The following is a 17539-nucleotide window of genomic DNA, read 5'->3' as shown; positions in this document are numbered from 1 at the left end:
TCGGGTCAGGCGCTCGCCTGCCCCAGGGCGCGCAGCAGGTCCCGGCTGTCCATCAGCAGCGCCTGCCGGATGGTCTCCCGGTCCGGTTCGACGCCCTTGCCCTCCTGGTAGGAGCCGGACCAGCTGAGGTAGTACGTCAGCGCCCCGTCCCGGACGTAGAGCACCTGGGTGAGGTAGTGCCAGCTCCGGTCCGAGCTGCTGCGGTCGTCCAGGTAGCCGAGGTAGGCCTGTTCGCCGAGTTCGGGCACCTCGGTGATCTGGTAGTGGCGCTGCCGCAGCCCGGACTGCTGGGCCTCGAACTCGGCCCGCGGGTCGGTCCGCCGGTGCAGCTGGGCCTGCATGTAGAGGGAGGAGTACTCCGTCTCCCCGGAGCTCTTCTTCAGGTACTTGCTGCAGTACATGTCGTCCAGCGCCGCGTGCCGGGTCGAGTAGTGGTACGGCGTGCCGGACTGCGCGGGGTAGAGCTGGGAGAAGCGGTTGAGCTTCGCGGCGGTGCACAGGTCGTCCACCACCCGGTACGCCTTGAGGTCCGGCGCCGGCCCCTCGGGCAGCGCGACCAGGCCCGGCACGGTGAGCACGGCGGCGGCCCAGATCGCCGAGGTCAGCGCGGCGCTCGCGGCGCCCCAGACCAGGTGCCGGCGGCTGCGGCGCGGCGGGCGCCGGTAGGGCGGCGGCGGTGCGTAGGTCCGGCCGCCGTCCGTCCTGGTCGGTACCTGATGCGTCATCTGATGAGCCCCCAAACCGGGATCCGCACGGAGCGCGTCGCACGAACCATATCGGTGACCAGGGCGTGGCAGAACGTGAGGGAGCGTCAGGTCCGGCGGTGGAACGCCCCCGGGAACGCCGACAGGCGCCGCGGCCGGAGCCACGACGCCTGTCGCTGTACCGCACCCGCGTGGCGAACGCAGGCCGCGTGCGGTACGGAGTCACTACGCCTCACGTGTTCCGGGTAGAGGGCCGGAAGTTGACGCGAGGGGGGCCGGTCGGCGGAGGCGGGTAGAGGGCCGCCGGTCACGCCGTCCGAGGGGGACCGTCAGGTCAGGCCGCGACAGCCTTGGTGATCGCGGACTTCTTGTTGGCGGCCTGGTTCTTGTGGATGATGCCCTTGCTGGCGGCCTTGTCGAGCGCCTTGGAGGCGACCTTGGCCAGCTCGACGGCCTTCTCGGTCTCGCCGGCGGCAGCGGCCTCGCGGGCCTTGCGCAGGGCGGTCTTCAGCGAGGACTTGACGGCCTTGTTGCGCAGGCGCGCCTTCTCGTTGGTCTTGTTGCGCTTGATCTGGGACTTGATGTTCGCCACGAAAGTGCCTCAGCTTTTGTCTGGAAGTTGAACGGGTCGCACCCGGCGGGCAGCTGAGAGGGCATACCGGTGCCGAGTGCAGCGGCCAACGCTACCAAAGCCCCCGCGCGCCCCCCAAACCGGCTAGGCCGTGAGCAGTGCCTCGCCGTAGTGCTCGACCTCGGGGAACGGCTCGTAGAAGTGGTGCAGCAGCCGGCGCCACTCCTGGTACTCGGCCGAGCCCCGGAAGCCCTCGGTGTGGTCCTCCAGGGCCTCCCACTCCACCTGGAGCAGGAAGCGCGAGCCGCGCCCCTGGTCCAGGCAGCGCCGCAGCTCCAGGGAGCGGAAGCCGCGCTGCGCGGCGATCAGCGGGCGGGCTCCGGCGAAGGCGGCCAGGAAGGCCTCCTCCTGCCCGGGGCGGACGTCGAGCAGGGCACTCTCCAAGATCATGGCTGCTGATCCTGCCCCACCGGGAGCGGTTGCGGAAGAGCTGAACGGCGGGCCGTGCCGGGGTCGTGGGAGGATGGACGGAATCACATCGACCGCCCCGAGGACCAAGGTGCCCGCGATCCCGAGCAACGTGCCAGAGCCCAGCCGTACCGACCCGGCGCTGATCCGCAACTTCTGCATCATCGCCCACATCGACCACGGCAAGTCGACGCTCGCCGACCGGATGCTGCAGATCACCGGTGTGGTCGACCCCCGGCAGATGCGCGCCCAGTACCTCGACCGGATGGACATCGAGCGCGAGCGCGGCATCACCATCAAGTCCCAGGCGGTCCGCCTGCCGTGGGCGCCGAAGACCGGTGACCAGACCGGGCAGACGCACATCCTGAACATGATCGACACCCCGGGCCACGTGGACTTCACCTACGAGGTGTCCCGTTCGCTCGCCGCCTGCGAGGGCACCATCCTCGTGGTCGACGCCGCCCAGGGCATCGAGGCGCAGACCCTCGCCAACCTGTACCTGGCGCTGGAGAACGACCTCACGATCATCCCGGTGCTGAACAAGATCGACCTCCCGGCCGCCCAGCCGGAGAAGTACGCCGCCGAGATCGCGCACATCATCGGCTGCGAGCCGGAGGACGTGCTCAAGGTCTCGGCCAAGACCGGCCTCGGCGTCGAGGAGCTGCTCGACCACATCGTCGAGAAGATCCCGGCCCCGGTCGGCGTCAAGGACGCCCCGGCCCGCGCGATGATCTTCGACTCGGTCTACGACTCCTACCGGGGCGTGGTCACCTACGTCCGAGTGGTCGACGGTCAGCTCACCAAGCGCGAGCGGATCGCCATGATGTCCACCGGCGCGACCCACGAGCTGCTGGAGATCGGCGTCATCTCGCCCGAGCCGAAGGTCGCCGACGGCCTCGGCGTCGGCGAGGTGGGCTACATCATCACCGGTGTGAAGGACGTCCGGCAGTCCAAGGTCGGTGACACGATCACCTCGATGCACAAGGGCGCCACCGAGCCGCTGGGCGGCTACAAGGACCCGCGTCCGATGGTGTTCTCCGGCCTCTACCCGCTGGACGGTTCGGACTACCCGCTGCTGCGCGACGCGCTGGACAAGCTGCGCCTCAACGACGCCGCCCTGGTCTACGAGCCGGAGACCTCGGTCGCGCTCGGCTTCGGCTACCGCTGCGGCTTCCTCGGCCTGCTCCACCTGGAGATCATCCGGGAGCGCCTGGAGCGCGAGTTCAACCTCGACCTGATCTCCACCGCGCCGAACGTGATCTACCGCGTGGTGATGGAGGACGGCACCGAGCACACCGTCACCAACCCGAGCGAGTTCCCCACCGGCAAGCTGGCCGAGGTGTACGAGCCGGTCGTGCGCGGCACCATCCTGGCGCCGAACGACTTCGTCGGCGCGATCATGGAGCTCTGCCAGGCCCGCCGAGGCAACCTCCAGGGCATGGACTACCTCTCCGAGGACCGGGTCGAGCTGCGCTACACCCTGCCGCTCGCCGAGATCGTCTTCGACTTCTTCGACCAGCTGAAGTCCAAGACCCGCGGCTACGGCTCCTTCGACTACGAGCCGATCGGCGAGCAGAGCGCCAACCTGGTGAAGGTCGACATCCTGCTGCACGGCGACGCGGTCGACGCGTTCTCCGCCATCGTGCACAAGGACAAGGCCTACAACTACGGCGTCATGATGGCCGGCAAGCTCCAGAAGCTGATCCCGCGTCAGCAGTTCGAGGTGCCGATCCAGGCCGCCATCGGCTCCCGGGTGATCGCCCGCGAGACGGTCCGCGCCATCCGCAAGGACGTCCTCGCCAAGTGCTACGGCGGTGACATCTCCCGCAAGCGGAAGCTGCTCGAGAAGCAGAAGGAGGGCAAGAAGCGGATGAAGATGGTCGGCCGGGTGGAGGTCCCGCAGGAGGCCTTCATCGCCGCGCTCTCCACGGACGCGGACGCCCCCAAGGGCGAGAAGAAGTAGTCCGCGAACGCGCGAAGGGCCCCCTCCGGGAGGAGGGGGCCCTTCGGCGTCTCAGCGCAGGCTCTTGAGGATCACCTTGAGGATCAGGCCCTTGGTCCAGCGGCCGAGCGCGCCGGTCAGCACGGTGTTGCGCATCGAGTCGTCCGGGTGGACCAGCTGCACCAGCCCGTCCCGCCGGCCGAGGCTGATGCACTGCAGCTGGTACTTGAAGGCGAAGGGCTTGGCGGTCTTCCCGGTCAGCAGGTCGCCCAGGTAGCCGCCCTGCGGGAGGGCCGAGACGCAGCCCATCCGCAGCTCGCCGACGCCCTCCACCCGGACCTGGGCGGCGTCGCCGACCACGTGCACGTCCGGGTGCGAGACCGAGCGCAGGTACTCGTCCACCACCGCCCGGCCGTCGGCGGTGACGGCCAGCCCGGCCTCGGCGGCCAGCTCGCGGGGCTCGAAGGCGGCGGTCCAGGCGACCAGGTCGGCGTCGATCGCGCCCTCGTCGGTGCGCACCCCGGCGGCGGTCACGGCGGTCACCGCGCGGCCCTCGTGCACCTCCACGCCGAGCCGCTCGAAGGCCCGCCGCACGTACGCCCGGCCCTTGGCCGACAGGTGGTGGCCGACCGGGGCGGCCGAGACGACGCGGACCTTCCAGGCGGGGTGGGCCTCGGCTAGCTCGGTGGCCAGCTCGATGCCGGTGAGGCCGCCGCCGACCACCGCGACGGTGCCGGGCTTCGCCGCGGCCTTCATCCGGGCGGCCAGCTCGGCGGCCCGCTCGGCCGGGTAGGCGTGCTCGGCGGCGCCGGGGACGCCGTGCCAGGCGGTGCGGCTGCCGAGCGCGTACACCAGGGTGTCGTACGAGAGCACCTCGCCCGAGTCCAGGAAGACCTTGCGGCCGTTCAGGTCCAGTTCGGTGGCGAGGGCCTGCTTGTGGGTCACCTGACGGTCCGCCAGCACCTCGGCGAGCGCGGGCCGGTGCTCCGGGAGGCCGGCGAAGGTCTCGTGCTGCCGGACCCGGTTGAGGAAGCGGGCCTCGGGGGCGACCAGGGTGACCCGGTGCTTCCGGCCGGCCCGGGTCGCCGCCGACAGGCCCGCGTAGCCGGCGCCGATCACGACGATGTGCTGCTGCTGGGTGGTCATCCCGTCCTCCTGCGGAGCGCTTCTGGTTGCGTACGGCAGGAGGACGGGACAGCCGGTCAGGGTGTGACAGTGATCCGGGTCACATGGGTGAGCTTCTCCGGGTTGACCACGACGTGGGCCTCGGTGATCCGGCCGTCGGCCAGCTCGAAGACCACCACGCCGAAGACGGTCCCCGCGGCGTCGTGCCAGGCCATGCCGGGGACGCCGTTCACCAGGACCGGCGCCCAGCCGACCCCGGGCTCGGGCACCACGTACTTGGCGAACAGGCCGGTGACCAGGCGGGAGACCTTGTCCGCGCCCTCGATCGGGCGCACGCCCGCCGAGACGATGCCGCCGCCGTCGGAGTGCCAGACCACGTCCGGGTCGAGCAGTGCGACCAGGCCCTGGATGTCGCCCCGGGTGGCGGCGGAGGCGAAGGCGGAGACCACCTCGCGGTGTGCCGCGCGGTCCACCGAGGTGCGGCGGCCGCCGTTCTTCATCCGGCGCCGGGCCCGGGAGGCGAGCTGGCGGGTGGCGTCCGGGGTGCGGTCCAGCGAGCCGGCGATCTCGTCGAAGCCGATCGAGAACACGTCGTGCAGGACGAAGGCGGTGCGCTCGGCGGGGGTGAGCTGCTCCAGCACGGTGAGCAGGGCCAGCGAGACCTCCTCGCCCAGCTCGGCCAGGTGGGCGGGGGAGGCGTCCTCCGAGACCACCGGCTCCGGCAGCCACTCGCCGTAGTACGCCTCGCGGCGGGACCGGGCCGACCCCAGTTGGTCGTAGCAGAGCCGGGTGACCACGGTGGTGAGGAAGGCCCGTGGCTCCTCCACCCGGCTCCGGTCGGTGGCCCGCCAGCGCAGCCAGGCCTCCTGGAGGATGTCCTCGGCGTCGCTCACCGACCCCAGCAGCCGGTACGCCACCGAGCCCAGGTAGCGCCGCAGCGCCTCGAACTCGTCCACCCCTGACGTGTCATCAATCACCCGGTCACCGTACCCAATCAGCCGCCGGCCGAGGCCAGCAGGCGGCGCAGCAGGTCGTTGAGGGTGGCGGTCTCCTCGGGGGTGAGGACCGCGATGGTGCGCTGGTAGACCTCGACGCCGGGGCCGACGGCGCGTTCGACCATGCCCAGGCCCTCCTCGGTGAGGGTGATCCGCAGGCCGCGGCGGTCGTTCGGGTCGGGGGAGCGGGTGATCAGGCCGGCCCGCTCCAGCTTGTCCAGACGGCCCGTCATGCCGCCGGTGGTGAGCATCAGGGTGGCGGTCAGCTCGCGGGGCGAGAGGGTGTACGGCTCGCCGGAGCGGCGCAGGGTGGCGAGCACGTCGAACTCGCCGCGCCCGATGCCGTGGGTGGCGTGCACCTGGGTGACCGAGTCGGTGACGGCGCGGGAGATCCGGCCCATCCGGCCGAAGACCGCCATGCCTTCGGTGGAGAGGTCGGGGCGGACCGCGTTCCACTGGGCGGCGATGGCGTCCACGGCGTCGGGCGCGGGGGGAGGGGTCTGGTCGGTCATGCGGAAATTCTGCCACAGGAAAGTGACTTGACGGCAAGTAGCTTGATGGTAAGTTACTTCCATGCTTCCGAACTCGCGCACCCTGGCCCTCACCGCACTGGCCCCGCTCGCCTGGGGCTCCACCTACCTGGTCACCACCGAGTACCTGCCGCCGGACCGCCCGCTGCTCACCGCCACCCTGCGCGCCCTCCCCGCCGGACTGCTGCTGCTGGCCTTCGCCCGCCGGCTGCCCAAGGGCGCCTGGTGGTGGAAGGCGGCCCTGCTGGGCGCGCTGAACATCACCGTCTTCATGGCCCTGCTGTTCGTCGCCGCCTACCGCCTGCCCGGGGGAGTGGCCGGCGTCCTGGGCGCGATCCAGCCGCTGGTGGCGGCCGGGCTGGCCGTTCCGCTGCTCGGCGAGCGGCCCGGCGGCCGGGCCGTGCTGGCCGGGGTGGCGGGGGTCTTCGGGGTCGCGCTGGTGGTGCTGAAGGCCACCGCGCAGCTGGACACCGTCGGCGTGCTGGCCGGGCTCGCCGGGGCCGGGGTGATGGCGCTGGGCACCGTGCTGACGAAGCGTTGGGGCCGCCCCGAGGGCGTCGGCCCGCTGGCCGTGACCGGCTGGCAGCTCACCGCCGGCGGCCTGCTGCTGGCGCCGATCGCCCTGCTGGCGGAGGGCGCACCGCCCGCCATGACCGGCGTCAACCTGCTCGGCTACCTCTACCTCGCGGTGCCCAACACCGCGGTGGCGTACTGGCTGTTCTTCCGCGGCGTCGGCAAGCTGCCCGCCTCCTCGGTGGCCTTCCTCGGCCTGCTCAGCCCGGTCTCGGCCACCGTGCTCGGCTGGGTCTTCCTGAGCCAGTCGCTGACCGCCCTTCAGATGGCGGGCATGGCCCTGGCGCTGGGCAGCACCGTGGCGGGCGCGCTGTTCGCCGCCAAGCGCGGCGCGGCCGGCCGGGTGGTCCTGGAGGTCAAGCCGGCACCGGTGGCCGCAAAGGTCCGGGCCCGCCTCGGAAGCTGAGACGGGCCCGGTGGGCGGAGCGGGAGCGAGGTGGCCGGGTCAGTCGACCTCGGCCACCGCCTGGCTGAACTGGGCCTGGTAGAGGCGGGCGTAGGCCCCCTCGGCCGCGATCAGTTCGTCGTGGGTGCCCTGCTCCACGATCGAGCCGTCCTCCATCACCAGGATCACGTCGGCGTCCCGGATGGTGGAGAGCCGGTGCGCGATCACGAAGCTGGTCCGGCCGCTGCGCAGCCGGGCCATCGCGCGCTGGATGAGCACCTCGGTACGGGTGTCGACGGAGGAGGTGGCCTCGTCGAGCACCAGGATGGACGGCTGGGCCAGGAAGGCCCGGGCGATGGTGATCAGCTGCTTCTCGCCCGCGCTGACCCCGGTGCCCTCGTCGTCGATGACGGTGTCGTAGCCCTCGGGCAGGGTGCGGACGAAGCGGTCCACGTGCGCCGCCCTGGCCGCCTCGACCACGGCCTCCCGTGACGCCCCGTCAGCCCCGTACGCGATGTTCTCCGCGATGGTGCCGCCGAACAGCCAGGTGTCCTGGAGCACCATGCCGATCCCGGACCGGAGCTCCTCCCGGGACATCGCGGTGATGTCCACGCCGTCCAGGGTGATCCGGCCGGAGGTCGGGTCGTAGAACCGCATCAGCAGGTTGACCATGGTGGTCTTGCCCGCCCCGGTCGGGCCGACGATGGCCACCGTGTGGCCGGGCTCGACCTTGAGCGAGAGCCCGTCGATCAGCGGCTTCGCCGGGTCGTAGCGGAACGAGACGTCCTCGAAGGCGACCAGCCCGCGCAGCACCTCGGGGCGCTCGGGTCGGGCCGGCTCGGCGGACTGCTCGGGGGCGTCGAGGAGTTCGAAGACCCGCTCCGCCGAGGCCACGCCGGACTGCACCAGGTTGGCCATCGAGGCCACCTGGGTGAGCGGCTGGCTGAACTGCCGGGAGTACTGGACGAAGGCCTGCACGTCGCCGATGGAGAGCGCGCCGGAGGCCACCCGCAGACCGCCGACCACGGCGACCAGCACGTAGTTGAGGTTGCCGATCAGCATCATCGCGGGCTGGATGATCCCGGAGATGAACTGGGCCCTGAAGCTGGCCTGGTAGAGCGCCTCGTTCTCGGCACGGAAGGTCTCGGCGGCCTCCTTCTGCCGTCCGAAGACCTTCACCAGGGCGTGCCCGGTGTACATCTCCTCGATGTGCGCGTTGAGCGTGCCGGTGGTCTTCCACTGGGCGATGAACTGCGGCTGCGCCCGCTTGCCGACCTTGGTGGCGACCACCACCGAGACCGGCACCGAGATCAGCGCGATCAGCGCCAGCAGCGGGGAGATCCAGAACATCATCGCCAGCACGCCGACGATGGTGAGCAGCGAGTTCACCACCTGGCCCATGGTCTGCTGCATGGACTGGCCGATGTTGTCGATGTCGTTGGTGGCCCGGCTGAGCACCTCGCCGCGCGGCTGCTTGTCGAAGTAGCTGAGCGGCAGCCGGGACAGCTTGGACTCGACCTCCTCGCGCAGCCGGTACACCGCCCGGTTGATCGCGGTGGCGGCCAGCCGGCCCTGGACCACGCCGAACACCGCCGACAGCAGGTAGATCAGCAGGGTCCAGCCGAGCACGGTGCCGATCGCGCCGAAGTCCATGCCCTGGCCGGGGACGAAGTCCACCGCGCCGAGCAGGTCGGCCACCCCGCCCTGGCCGTCGGCCCGCAGGCCGTCCAGCACCTGGCTCTTGTCCACCCCGGGCGGGGTCTGCCGGCCGACCACCCCGGCGAAGATCAGGTCGGTGGCGTGGCCGAGCACCTTGGGGCCGGTCACGGCCAGGCCGATGCTCAGCACGCCGAGCGCCAGGACACCGGTCAGCAGGGCCCGTTCGGGCCCGAGCATGCCCAGCAGGCGCCGGGAGGAGCCCTTGAAGTCCAGCGACTTCTCGGCGCCCTGGGCTCCCATGAAGCGGCCCGGCCCGGCCGGTCCGCGGCGGGCGGCGGCGGTCTGCGAGTCCGAGCCGCCCGCCCCGCCCTTGGTCAGGTCCGGCTTGCCGCCCGGCTTCCGGGGACCGGTCGGTCCCTGCCCGCTGGTCATGCCGCCTCCTGCTCGGTGAGCTGGGAGAGCACGATCTCCCGGTACGTCGGGTTGCCCGCCATCAGCTCGTGGTGGGTGCCGGTGCCGACCACGGCGCCCTCGTCCAGCACCACGATGCGGTCGGCGTCCCGGACGGTGGAGACCCGCTGCGCCACGATCAGCACCGCGGCCTCGGCGGTCTCCCGGGCCAGTGCGGCCCGCAGCCGGGCGTCGGTGGTGTAGTCGAGCGCGGAGAAGGAGTCGTCGAAGAGGTACACCCGCGGCCGGCTGACCAGCGCGCGGGCGATCGCCAGGCGCTGGCGCTGGCCGCCGGAGACGTTGGAGCCGCCCTGGGCGATCGGGGCGTCCAGCCCCTCGGGGAAGCGCGCGACGAAGTCCTTGGCCTGGGCCACCTCCAGCGCGTGCCAGAGCTCCTCGTCGGTGGCGTCGGGCTTGCCGTAGCGGAGGTTGGAGGCCACCGTGCCGGAGAACAGGTACGGCTTCTGCGGCACCAGGCCGACCGTCCCGGCGATCACCGCCGGGTCCAGCTCGCGGACGTCCACGCCGCCGAGCAGCACCTGGCCGCCGGTGGCGTCGAACAGCCGCGGCACCAGGCCCAGCAGGGTGGACTTGCCGCTGCCGGTGGAGCCGATCACGGCGGTGGTGCGGCCGGGCTCGGCCAGCAGGTCGACGCCGCGCAGCACCGGGGCCTCGGCACCCGGGTAGCGGAACTCCACGTCGCGCAGCTCCAGCTGACCACCGGTCAGCAGCTCGGTGACCGGGGCGGCGGGCGGGGCCACGCTGCTCCCGGTCCCCAGCACCTCCTGGATGCGCTCGGCGCAGACCTCGGCGCGCGGCACCATCATGAACATGAAGGTGGCCATCATGACGCTCATCAGGATCTGCATCAGGTAGGAGATGAAGGCGGTCAGCGCGCCGATCTCCATGCCGCCGGAGTCGATCCGGTGGGCACCGAACCAGATCACCGCGACGCTGGAGACGTTCACCACCAGCATCACGCTGGGGAACATGAAGGCCATCAGCCGGCCGACCCGGACCGAGACGTCCGTCAGGTCGGTGTTGGCGCCGCCGAAACGGTCCTGTTCGTGACGGTCCTTCACGAAGGCCCGGATGACCCGGATGCCGGTGATCTGCTCGCGCAGGATGCGGTTGACCGAGTCGATCCGGGTCTGCATCGAGCGGAACAGCGGACGGACCCGGCTGATCAGCACCAGCACCACCGCGCCCAGGACCGGCACCACGACCAGCAGCAGGGCGGAGAGCGGCACGTCCTGGTTGAGCGCCATCAGGATGCCGCCGAAGCACATGATCGGCGCGGCCACCATCAGGGTGAAGCCCAGCAGCACCACCATCTGGACCTGCTGCACGTCGTTGGTGGTCCGGGTGATCAGCGAGGGGGCGCCGAAGGAGTTCAGCTCGCGGGCGGAGAAGCTCTGCACCCGGTCGAAGACCTCGGCCCTGACGTCCCGTCCGACCGCCATCGCGGTGCGGGCGCCGTAGTAGACGCCGCCGACGGAGCAGAGCGCCTGGACCAGGGTGACGGCGATCATCACGCCGCCGATGGAGAGGATCCGCCCGGTGTCCCCCTTCACCACCCCGGAGTCGATGATGTCGGCGTTCAGGGTGGGTAGGTAGAGGGCGGCCAGGGTGGCGACCAGCTGGAGCAGCACCAGCCAGCCGATCGGCCGGCGGTAGGTGCCCAGCCGGTCTCGTAGGAGTTTGATCAGCACTGTGACACTTTCGTTGTCGGCCGAGGGAGTCGCAGCCCATTTTCGGCCTTCCGGCGGGGCGTCGGGGGGTTTACCGTGTGCCGACCAAGGGGTTTTGTACTGTCTTTGCACGGCGTGGAGACCGGGGTGTCAGGTCCGTGTACCCCCTTACGGATCGGCTCCCGAGCCCCTAGGCTGCTGGAACCCAGCTTGTTACTCGCTGGTTAACCAGTCGGCCCGGTCGGCAGGCCCCCACGCCACCGCGCCCCACCCTCGGCCACCCCGCCACCCCGGAGGTCCTCGTTGAGTTCCGCGCAGTCCACGATCGACCGGCGGCCGCCGTCGGTGGCCCACCTCTTCCTGAACCGCGTCGAGGCCACCCCGAACGGTGAGGCCTACCGGTTCCCCGTGCCGGTCGACGAGCACGCGGCGGACGGCGCCCCCGGTGCCGAGCAGTGGCGCTCGCTGACCTGGAAGCAGACCGCCGAGCGGGTGTACGCGGTGGCGGCCGGCCTGATGACCCTGGGCATCGGCCCGGAGGACCGGGTCGCGCTCTCCTCCTCCACCCGGATCGAGTGGATCGTCGCGGACCTCGGCAACATGTGCGCCGGCGCCGCCACCACCACCGTCTACCCGAGCACCAACGCCGAGGAGACGGCCTTCATCCTGGCCAACTCCGCCAGCAAGGCGATGTTCGCCGAGAACACCGCCCAGCTGGCCAAGGTGGTCGAGCGCAAGGCCGAGCTGCCCGAGCTGCGCACCGTGGTCCTGTTCGACGCCCCCGGCGGCGCGCTGGAGACCGGCGGCCTGGACGTGCTCACCCTGGACGAGCTGGAGCAGCGCGGCAAGGCCCACCTGGCCGAGCATCCGGACGCGGTGCAGAAGGCGGTCGACGGCCTCGACCGCGAGCAGCTGGCCACCTTGATATACACCTCGGGCACCACCGGACGCCCCAAGGGCGTCCGCCTGGTGCACGACTGCTGGGCCTACGAGGGCGTGGCCCAGGAGGAGAGCGGCCTGCTCCGCTCCGACGACGTGCAGTTCATGTGGCTGCCGCTGTCGCACGTCTTCGGCAAGACCCTGATCTCGGGTCAGATCCGCACCGGCCACGTGATGGCGGTGGACGGCCGGGTGGACCGGATCATCCACAACCTCCCGGTGATCCGGCCGACCCTGATGGCCAGCGCGCCCCGGATCTTCGAGAAGGTCTACAACGGCATCGCCGGCAAGGCCCGGGCCGAGGGCGGCGCCAAGTACAAGATCTTCCTGTGGGCCGCCAACGTGGCCCGCGAGCACGCCCGGACCAGCCAGGCCAACCGGATCGCCACCGGCCGGGACTCCGTCCCGTTCGTGCTCAACCTGCAGCACGCGATCGCCGACAAGCTGGTCTACGCCAAGATCCGGGCGGCCTTCGGCGGTCGGCTGCGCGGCGCGGTCTCCGGCAGCGCGGCGCTGGCCCCCGAGATCGGCTACTTCTTCAAGGGCGCCGGCGTCCCGGTCCTGGAGGGCTACGGCCTCACCGAGACCAGCGCGGGCTCCACGGTCAACCGGGCCGAGGACTTCCGGGTCGGCACGGTCGGCGTGCCGCTGCCGGGCACCGAGGTCCGGATCGCCGAGGACGGCGAGATCCTGCTCAAGGGCCCCGGCATCATGCGCGGGTACCACGACCTCCCGGAGCAGACCGCCGAGGTGCTGGAGGCCGACGGCTGGTTCCACACCGGCGACATCGGCGAGATCGAGCACGGCTACCTGCGGATCACCGACCGCAAGAAGGACATGTTCAAGACCTCGGGCGGCAAGTACGTCGCGCCCAGCGAGGTGGAGGGCAAGTTCAAGGCGGTCTGCCCGTTCGTCAGCAACATCCTGGTGATCGGCAACGGCCGCAACTACTGCACCGCGCTGATCGGCCTGGACGAGACGGTGATCATGCCGTGGGCCGCCGAGCACGGCCTGGCCGGCAAGTCCTACGCCGAGGTGGTGGCCAGCCCCGAGGTGAACGCCCTGGTCGACGGCTTCGTCAAGCGCCTCAACGGCGAGCTCCAGCGCTGGCAGACCATCAAGAAGTTCACCCTGCTCCCGCGTGACCTGGACATCGAGCACGGCGAGCTGACCCCGAGCCTCAAGATCAAGCGCCCGGTGGTCGAGAAGACCTACGCCGACGCGGTCACCGCGATGTACGCGGGGGCCAACGAGGCCTGATCCCCGTGGTCCGGTACCGCTCCCGCGGTACCGGACAATGGGGTCATGCCCTCCGCACTCCCCGACGGCGAACCGCTGCCGTCCGACGGTTCGCTGCCCGACTCCGCGCTCGCGGAGCTCGGGCGGCGGCCGTTCGGCTTCTACCTGCACGTGCCGTACTGCGCCAGCCGCTGCGGCTACTGCGACTTCAACACCTACACCGCCACCGAGCTGCGCTCCTCGGGCGCCGTGGCCTCCCAGGACACCTACGCGGACAACCTGGTGAGCGAGATCCGGCTGGCCCGCAAGGTGCTGGGCGCGGCCGACCTCCCGGTCGAGACGGTCTTCGTGGGCGGCGGCACGCCGACCCTGCTGCCCGCCGCCGACCTGGTGAAGGCGCTGGCCGCGATCCGCGAGGAGTTCGGCCTGGCCCCCGGCGCCGAGGTCACCACCGAGGCCAACCCCGAGTCGGTCGACCCGGCCTACCTGGCCGAGCTGCGCGAGGGCGGCTACAACCGGATCTCCTTCGGCATGCAGAGCGCCAAGCCGCACGTGCTCCAACTGCTGGACCGCCACCACACGCCGGGGCGTCCGGAGGCCTGCGTGGCCGAGGCCCGCGCGGCGGGCTTCGAGCACGTCAACCTGGACCTGATCTACGGCACCCCCGGCGAGTCCGACGACGACTGGCGGGCCTCGCTGGCCGCCGCGATCGGCGCCGGCCCCGACCACGTCTCGGCCTACTCGCTGATCGTCGAGGACGGCACCAAGCTGGCCGCCCGGGTCAAGCGCGGCGAGCTGCCGATGATCGACGACGACGTGCACGCCGACCGCTACCTGATCGCCGAGGAGGCGCTCTCCGCCGCCGGGTACTCCTGGTACGAGGTCTCCAACTGGGCCACCACCGAGGCCGGCCGCTGCCGCCACAACGAGCTCTACTGGACCGGTGCCGACTGGTGGGGTGCGGGCCCGGGCGCCCACAGCCACGTCGGCGGCGTCCGCTGGTGGAACGTCAAGCACCCGGCGGCGTACGCGCAGGCGCTGGCCGAGGGGCGCACCCCCGGGCAGGGGCGCGAGCTGCTGGCCGCCGAGGACCGGCGGGTGGAGCGGATCCTGCTGGAGCTGCGGCTGCGGGACGGCTGCCCGCTCTCGCTGCTCACCGGGGACGGGCGGGCCGCCGCCGGCCGGGCGCTGGCCGACGGCCTGCTGGACGCGGCCGCGTACGAGGACGGGCGGGCTGCCCTGACCCTGCGCGGGCGGCTGCTGGCGGACGGCGTGGTCCGGGACCTGGTGGACTAGACCACTTGCCGGTTCGTCCAGGGAGCGCCCCGGCGGGGCCGGTAGTCTTGGCCGGATGAGTGTGCTCTCCCCACGGCCGGTCGGCCAAGTCCCGGTGCGCCCGGCGGACGGCCGGTGGCCGGGCTGGTGCCTGCCGCTGCTCCTGGCGAGCGCGGTCGCGGCAATGGCGGTCGGGCTCTCCTCGCCGCCCGGGACGGCCCAGCGGTGGTGGGGCGTGATCGCCGGGCCCGGGTACGGGGTGGCCGCGTTGGTGGCGCTCGGCAGCCGGGCACGCTGGGGGAGGGGCGCGGCGGTGGTCGCGGTCCTCGGTTCGCTGGTGGTGCCGCTGGTCTGGCTCACGGTGCTCGGCCGGGCCCAGATGGAGGTCGGGGTGATCGAGCGGGGTGCCCGCCTGCTGCTCGACACCGGCACTCCGTACCTGCACGCGCCGCAGGCCGTGAAGGAGTTCAACCCGTACCTGCCGGGGATGTCGGTCTTCGGGCTCCCGGCCGCGCTGTTCGGCGGCGGGGCGCTCGCCGGGGCCCGGCTCTGGTTGGTGCTGGGGACCCTGGCGGCGCTGGTGTGGTCGGTGCGGCTGGTCGCTACCGCGCCGTCGGCTGACGGTGCGTCAGCGGTCGGCTCCGACCGGCTCACCCGGCTGCTCTGGGTGGTGGCCTGCCCGGTGGTCGCGCTGCCGCTGGCGATCGGCGGGGTGGACCCGCCGGTGATCGCGCTGCTCTGTCTGGCCCTGGCCTTCGCCCGGCGCGGCGAGGCCGGCCAGGCCGGTCTGGTCGCGGGGCTGGCGGCGGCGCTGAAGTGGACGGCCTGGCCGGCGGTGCCGGTGCTGCTGGTGCTGTTCGCGGTCCGGTCCGGGCGGCGGGCCGCGGTGCGGTTCGCGGCGGCGGCCGGGGCGGTCGCGCTGGTCGCGGTGGTGCCGGTGTTGCTGGTCGATCCGGAGGCCTTCCGGCAGAGCGTGCTGCTCTACCCGTTCGGACTGAGCGACACCACCTCCACCGCCGCCAGCCCGCTGCTCGGGCAGTTGCTGGTGACGCTGCTGCCCGCGCACGGCAAGGCGGTCGCGGTGGTGCTGATCGGGCTGAGCGCGGTGGCCGTCGGGGTCTCGCTGGTGGTCCGGCCGCCGCGCGACGTCACGGCGGCGGCCGGGCGGCTGGCCCTCGGGCTGCTGCTGGCGATCCTGCTCTCCCCGGCGACCAGGATCGGCTACGCGGTCTACCCGGTGGTGCTGTACCTGTGGCCGCGGCTCTTCCTCACCGAGCGGACCGAGCGGACCGGGCGGACCCCCGACGCGGCCCTGGCGGCCCCGGAGGACGCCCGGGCCGGCGGCCGGGCCGACGGCCGGGTGGCGGCTCAGTCCTCCTGACCCGCCGTCACGAAGTCGATCAGCTCCTCGACCCGGCCCAGCAGGGCCGGGTCGAGGTCGCGGAAGGAGTTCACCGAGGCCAGGATCCGCTTCCAGGCCGCCGCGCTGTCCTGCGGCCAGCCCAGCCGGCGGCAGACCCCGAGCTTCCACTCCTCCCCGCGCGGCACCTCCGGCCAGCCGGGGATGCCCACGCTGGACGGCTTCACCGCCGCCCAGACGTCGACGTACGGGTGGCCGACCACCAGCACGTCCGCGCCCGTGACCTGCCGGGCGATCCGGTGCTCCTTGGTTCCCGGCAGCAGGTGGTCGACCAGCACGCCGAGCCGCCGCCCCGGCCCGGGGCCGAACTCCGCGACGATCGCCGGGAGGTCGTCCACGCCCTCCAGGTACTCCACCACCACGCCCTCGATCCGCAGGTCGTCGCCCCAGACCCGTTCGACCAGTTCGGCGTCGTGCCGCCCCTCGACGTAGATCCGCGACTCCCGGGCCACCCGGGCCCGTGCCCCCGGCACCGCCACCGAGCCGGACGCGGTCCGCCCCGGCCCCTGCGGCGGCCCCGTCCGGGCGGCCACCGGCCGCACCAGCGTGACCACCTGACCCTCCAGCAGGAAACCCCGCGGCACCATCGGGAAGACCCGGTGCTTCCCGAAGCGGTCCTCCAGCGTGACGGTGAACCCCTCCGCGGTCCTCTCGCACCGCACCACCGCCCCGCAGTACCCGGTGGCCACCTCCTCCACCACCAGGTCGCGCTCCGCCGCCACCTCCGGCGCCGGTGCCTGCCGCTTCCACGGCGGGGTCAGATCGGGTCCGTACTCCTTGCTCCGCATTCCCCGGAGTCTACGAGCCGCCCCCGCCCGTCACCCCGCGTACGGCGCCGCGACCGCCAACACCCCGGCCACCGCCTCCCGCACCGCCGCCCGGTGACGGAACGTCAGCGCCGCTCCCCGGTGCCCGCGCGGCCGCACCCCGCGATCCGCCAGCAGGTAGACCACCCGCAGGGTCCGGAGGGTGTTCGAGGCGAACGGCGGCATCGGCCCGGGCTCGGCCCGCCCGAACTCCTCCGCCACCAGGCCGAGCCACCCCACCGACTCGTGCTCCGTCAGCTCCGCCCTGGTCAGCACCACCCCGAGCGCGCACCCGATCCGGTCGTCCTCCATCGCGTCGAAGACCTGCCCCGTCGGCGCCAGCAGCCGCCGCGCCCCCAGCTCCAGCAACGGCGCGGGCTCCACCGCCGGATGCCGGCCGAACGCGGCCAGCAGGTCCGCCCCGTGCGCGGCGGCGTGCAGCCAGCCCAGCCCGGCGTCGTACCCCCGCAGGTCCGGCTCGGCCGGGTACCAGCGCGCGAAGGCCTCCACCCACTCCGCCCGGTGGGCACCCGCCTCCACCAGCCGGGCCAGCACCAGCGCGGCGAAGCTCCGCACGTGCACCTCGGGATCGCCGAACCGCCCGGCCAGCTCGTCCCCGAGCCGGAGCCGCTCCGCCTCCTCCAACCCGGGGGCCAGTTCGACGAGCCGGACGTACGCGTGGTCGTCCCGGACGGCGGGGTCGGGGGAGCGGAGGTCGGCCAGCAGCCCGGGCAGTTCGGATCTCATGGGGCGTCAGGGTACGAGCC

15 protein-coding genes are annotated in these 17539 nt (G+C 72.3%); 5 read left to right on the top strand and 10 right to left on the bottom strand.

Annotation, left to right across the window (positions count from 1 at the left end; all coding sequences use genetic code 11):
- Positions 1 to 5: 5 nt before the first annotated feature.
- From ACIA8O_RS08475 to ACIA8O_RS08465, 3 genes are all read right to left on the bottom strand, one after another.
- Complete coding sequence (locus ACIA8O_RS08475) at positions 6 to 725, bottom strand: hypothetical protein (RefSeq protein WP_396292824.1); 720 nt, start codon at positions 723 to 725, stop codon at positions 6 to 8.
- 313 nt (positions 726 to 1038) lie between these two features.
- Entirely contained in the window at positions 1039 to 1296 is a 258-nt protein-coding gene (gene rpsT, locus ACIA8O_RS08470) for a 30S ribosomal protein S20 (protein ID WP_396292823.1), read from the bottom strand.
- Positions 1297 to 1419: 123 nt separating this feature from the next.
- Positions 1420 to 1725, bottom strand: coding sequence for an antibiotic biosynthesis monooxygenase family protein (locus ACIA8O_RS08465; protein WP_396292822.1), 306 nt, complete (start codon positions 1723 to 1725; stop codon positions 1420 to 1422).
- 109 nt (positions 1726 to 1834) lie between these two features.
- On the opposite strand from ACIA8O_RS08465, the gene lepA reads away from it, so the two are divergent.
- A complete protein-coding gene (gene lepA, locus ACIA8O_RS08460) occupies positions 1835 to 3706 on the top strand; it encodes a translation elongation factor 4 (RefSeq protein WP_345282496.1) in 1872 nt (623 codons plus the stop codon).
- A 51-nt stretch (positions 3707 to 3757) separates the two neighbouring features.
- On the opposite strand, the gene ACIA8O_RS08455 is transcribed toward lepA, so the two are convergent.
- Genes ACIA8O_RS08455 through ACIA8O_RS08445 form a run of 3 tightly spaced genes read right to left on the bottom strand, consistent with a single transcriptional unit; the run spans position 3758 to position 6317 of the window.
- Complete coding sequence (locus ACIA8O_RS08455; RefSeq protein ID WP_396292821.1) at positions 3758 to 4831, bottom strand: NAD(P)/FAD-dependent oxidoreductase; 1074 nt, start codon at positions 4829 to 4831, stop codon at positions 3758 to 3760.
- Between the two features lie 56 nt (positions 4832 to 4887).
- A complete protein-coding gene (locus ACIA8O_RS08450) occupies positions 4888 to 5787 on the bottom strand; it encodes a sigma-70 family RNA polymerase sigma factor (RefSeq protein WP_396292820.1) in 900 nt (299 codons plus the stop codon).
- 17 nt (positions 5788 to 5804) lie between these two features.
- The gene (locus tag ACIA8O_RS08445) at positions 5805 to 6317 is read right to left on the bottom strand and encodes a MarR family winged helix-turn-helix transcriptional regulator (RefSeq protein WP_396292819.1); all 513 of its coding nucleotides are present in this window, start codon (positions 6315 to 6317) and stop codon (positions 5805 to 5807) included.
- A gap of 61 nt (positions 6318 to 6378) precedes the next feature.
- Here ACIA8O_RS08445 and ACIA8O_RS08440 point away from each other — a divergent pair, with 61 nt between their 5' ends.
- A complete protein-coding gene (locus ACIA8O_RS08440) occupies positions 6379 to 7314 on the top strand; it encodes an EamA family transporter (RefSeq protein WP_396292818.1) in 936 nt (311 codons plus the stop codon).
- A gap of 39 nt (positions 7315 to 7353) precedes the next feature.
- Here the strand turns inward: ACIA8O_RS08440 and ACIA8O_RS08435 are convergent, their stop codons facing one another.
- Positions 7354 to 9384: an ABC transporter ATP-binding protein gene (locus tag ACIA8O_RS08435; RefSeq protein ID WP_396292817.1), complete on the bottom strand. Its 2031-nt coding sequence runs from the start codon at positions 9382 to 9384 to the stop codon at positions 7354 to 7356.
- Positions 9381 to 11114, bottom strand: coding sequence for an ABC transporter ATP-binding protein (locus tag ACIA8O_RS08430; RefSeq protein WP_396292816.1), 1734 nt, complete (start codon positions 11112 to 11114; stop codon positions 9381 to 9383). The genes ACIA8O_RS08435 and ACIA8O_RS08430 overlap by 4 nt, the downstream gene beginning before the upstream one ends.
- A 282-nt stretch (positions 11115 to 11396) precedes the next feature.
- Between ACIA8O_RS08430 and ACIA8O_RS08425 the strand changes: the two genes are divergently transcribed.
- The 3 genes from ACIA8O_RS08425 to ACIA8O_RS08415 are packed head-to-tail and all read left to right on the top strand — an operon-like array spanning position 11397 to position 15927.
- Positions 11397 to 13292, top strand: coding sequence for an AMP-dependent synthetase/ligase (locus ACIA8O_RS08425; RefSeq protein ID WP_396292815.1), 1896 nt, complete (start codon positions 11397 to 11399; stop codon positions 13290 to 13292).
- A 45-nt stretch (positions 13293 to 13337) separates the two neighbouring features.
- On the top strand, positions 13338 to 14567 hold the full coding sequence (hemW, locus tag ACIA8O_RS08420) for a radical SAM family heme chaperone HemW (protein WP_396292814.1): 1230 nt from the start codon (positions 13338 to 13340) through the stop codon (positions 14565 to 14567).
- Positions 14568 to 14622: 55 nt separating this feature from the next.
- A complete protein-coding gene (locus ACIA8O_RS08415) occupies positions 14623 to 15927 on the top strand; it encodes a glycosyltransferase 87 family protein (RefSeq protein ID WP_396292813.1) in 1305 nt (434 codons plus the stop codon).
- Here ACIA8O_RS08415 and ACIA8O_RS08410 read toward each other — a convergent pair.
- The gene (locus ACIA8O_RS08410; RefSeq protein ID WP_396292812.1) at positions 15915 to 16754 is read right to left on the bottom strand and encodes a DUF3097 domain-containing protein; all 840 of its coding nucleotides are present in this window, start codon (positions 16752 to 16754) and stop codon (positions 15915 to 15917) included. The genes ACIA8O_RS08415 and ACIA8O_RS08410 overlap by 13 nt on opposite strands.
- Before the next feature lie 30 nt (positions 16755 to 16784).
- Entirely contained in the window at positions 16785 to 17519 is a 735-nt protein-coding gene (locus tag ACIA8O_RS08405) for a DUF2785 domain-containing protein (protein WP_396292811.1), read from the bottom strand.
- Positions 17520 to 17539 lie beyond the last annotated feature (20 nt).

Source organism: Kitasatospora sp. NPDC051853 (assembly GCF_044452665.1).
Taxonomy (GTDB): domain Bacteria; phylum Actinomycetota; class Actinomycetes; order Streptomycetales; family Streptomycetaceae; genus Kitasatospora.
The sequence above is the reverse complement of the archived record's forward strand: the minus strand, read 5'-3'. Positions and strand labels throughout refer to the sequence as shown.

What these genes read in the sequence shown, in the direction of transcription:
- ACIA8O_RS08465 (WP_396292822.1), bottom strand. Translation starts at nt 1,725, where the DNA reads ATGATCTTGGAGAGTGCCCTGCTCGACGTCCGCCCCGGGCAGGAGGAG.
- ACIA8O_RS08435 (WP_396292817.1), bottom strand. Translation starts at nt 9,384, where the DNA reads ATGACCAGCGGGCAGGGACCGACCGGTCCCCGGAAGCCGGGCGGCAAG.
- ACIA8O_RS08455 (WP_396292821.1), bottom strand. Translation starts at nt 4,831, where the DNA reads ATGACCACCCAGCAGCAGCACATCGTCGTGATCGGCGCCGGCTACGCG.
- ACIA8O_RS08475 (WP_396292824.1), bottom strand. Translation starts at nt 725, where the DNA reads ATGACGCATCAGGTACCGACCAGGACGGACGGCGGCCGGACCTACGCA.
- ACIA8O_RS08410 (WP_396292812.1), bottom strand. Translation starts at nt 16,754, where the DNA reads ATGCGGAGCAAGGAGTACGGACCCGATCTGACCCCGCCGTGGAAGCGG.
- hemW (WP_396292814.1), top strand. Translation starts at nt 13,338, where the DNA reads ATGCCCTCCGCACTCCCCGACGGCGAACCGCTGCCGTCCGACGGTTCG.
- ACIA8O_RS08415 (WP_396292813.1), top strand. Translation starts at nt 14,623, where the DNA reads ATGAGTGTGCTCTCCCCACGGCCGGTCGGCCAAGTCCCGGTGCGCCCG.
- ACIA8O_RS08440 (WP_396292818.1), top strand. Translation starts at nt 6,379, where the DNA reads ATGCTTCCGAACTCGCGCACCCTGGCCCTCACCGCACTGGCCCCGCTC.
- ACIA8O_RS08405 (WP_396292811.1), bottom strand. Translation starts at nt 17,519, where the DNA reads ATGAGATCCGAACTGCCCGGGCTGCTGGCCGACCTCCGCTCCCCCGAC.
- ACIA8O_RS08445 (WP_396292819.1), bottom strand. Translation starts at nt 6,317, where the DNA reads ATGACCGACCAGACCCCTCCCCCCGCGCCCGACGCCGTGGACGCCATC.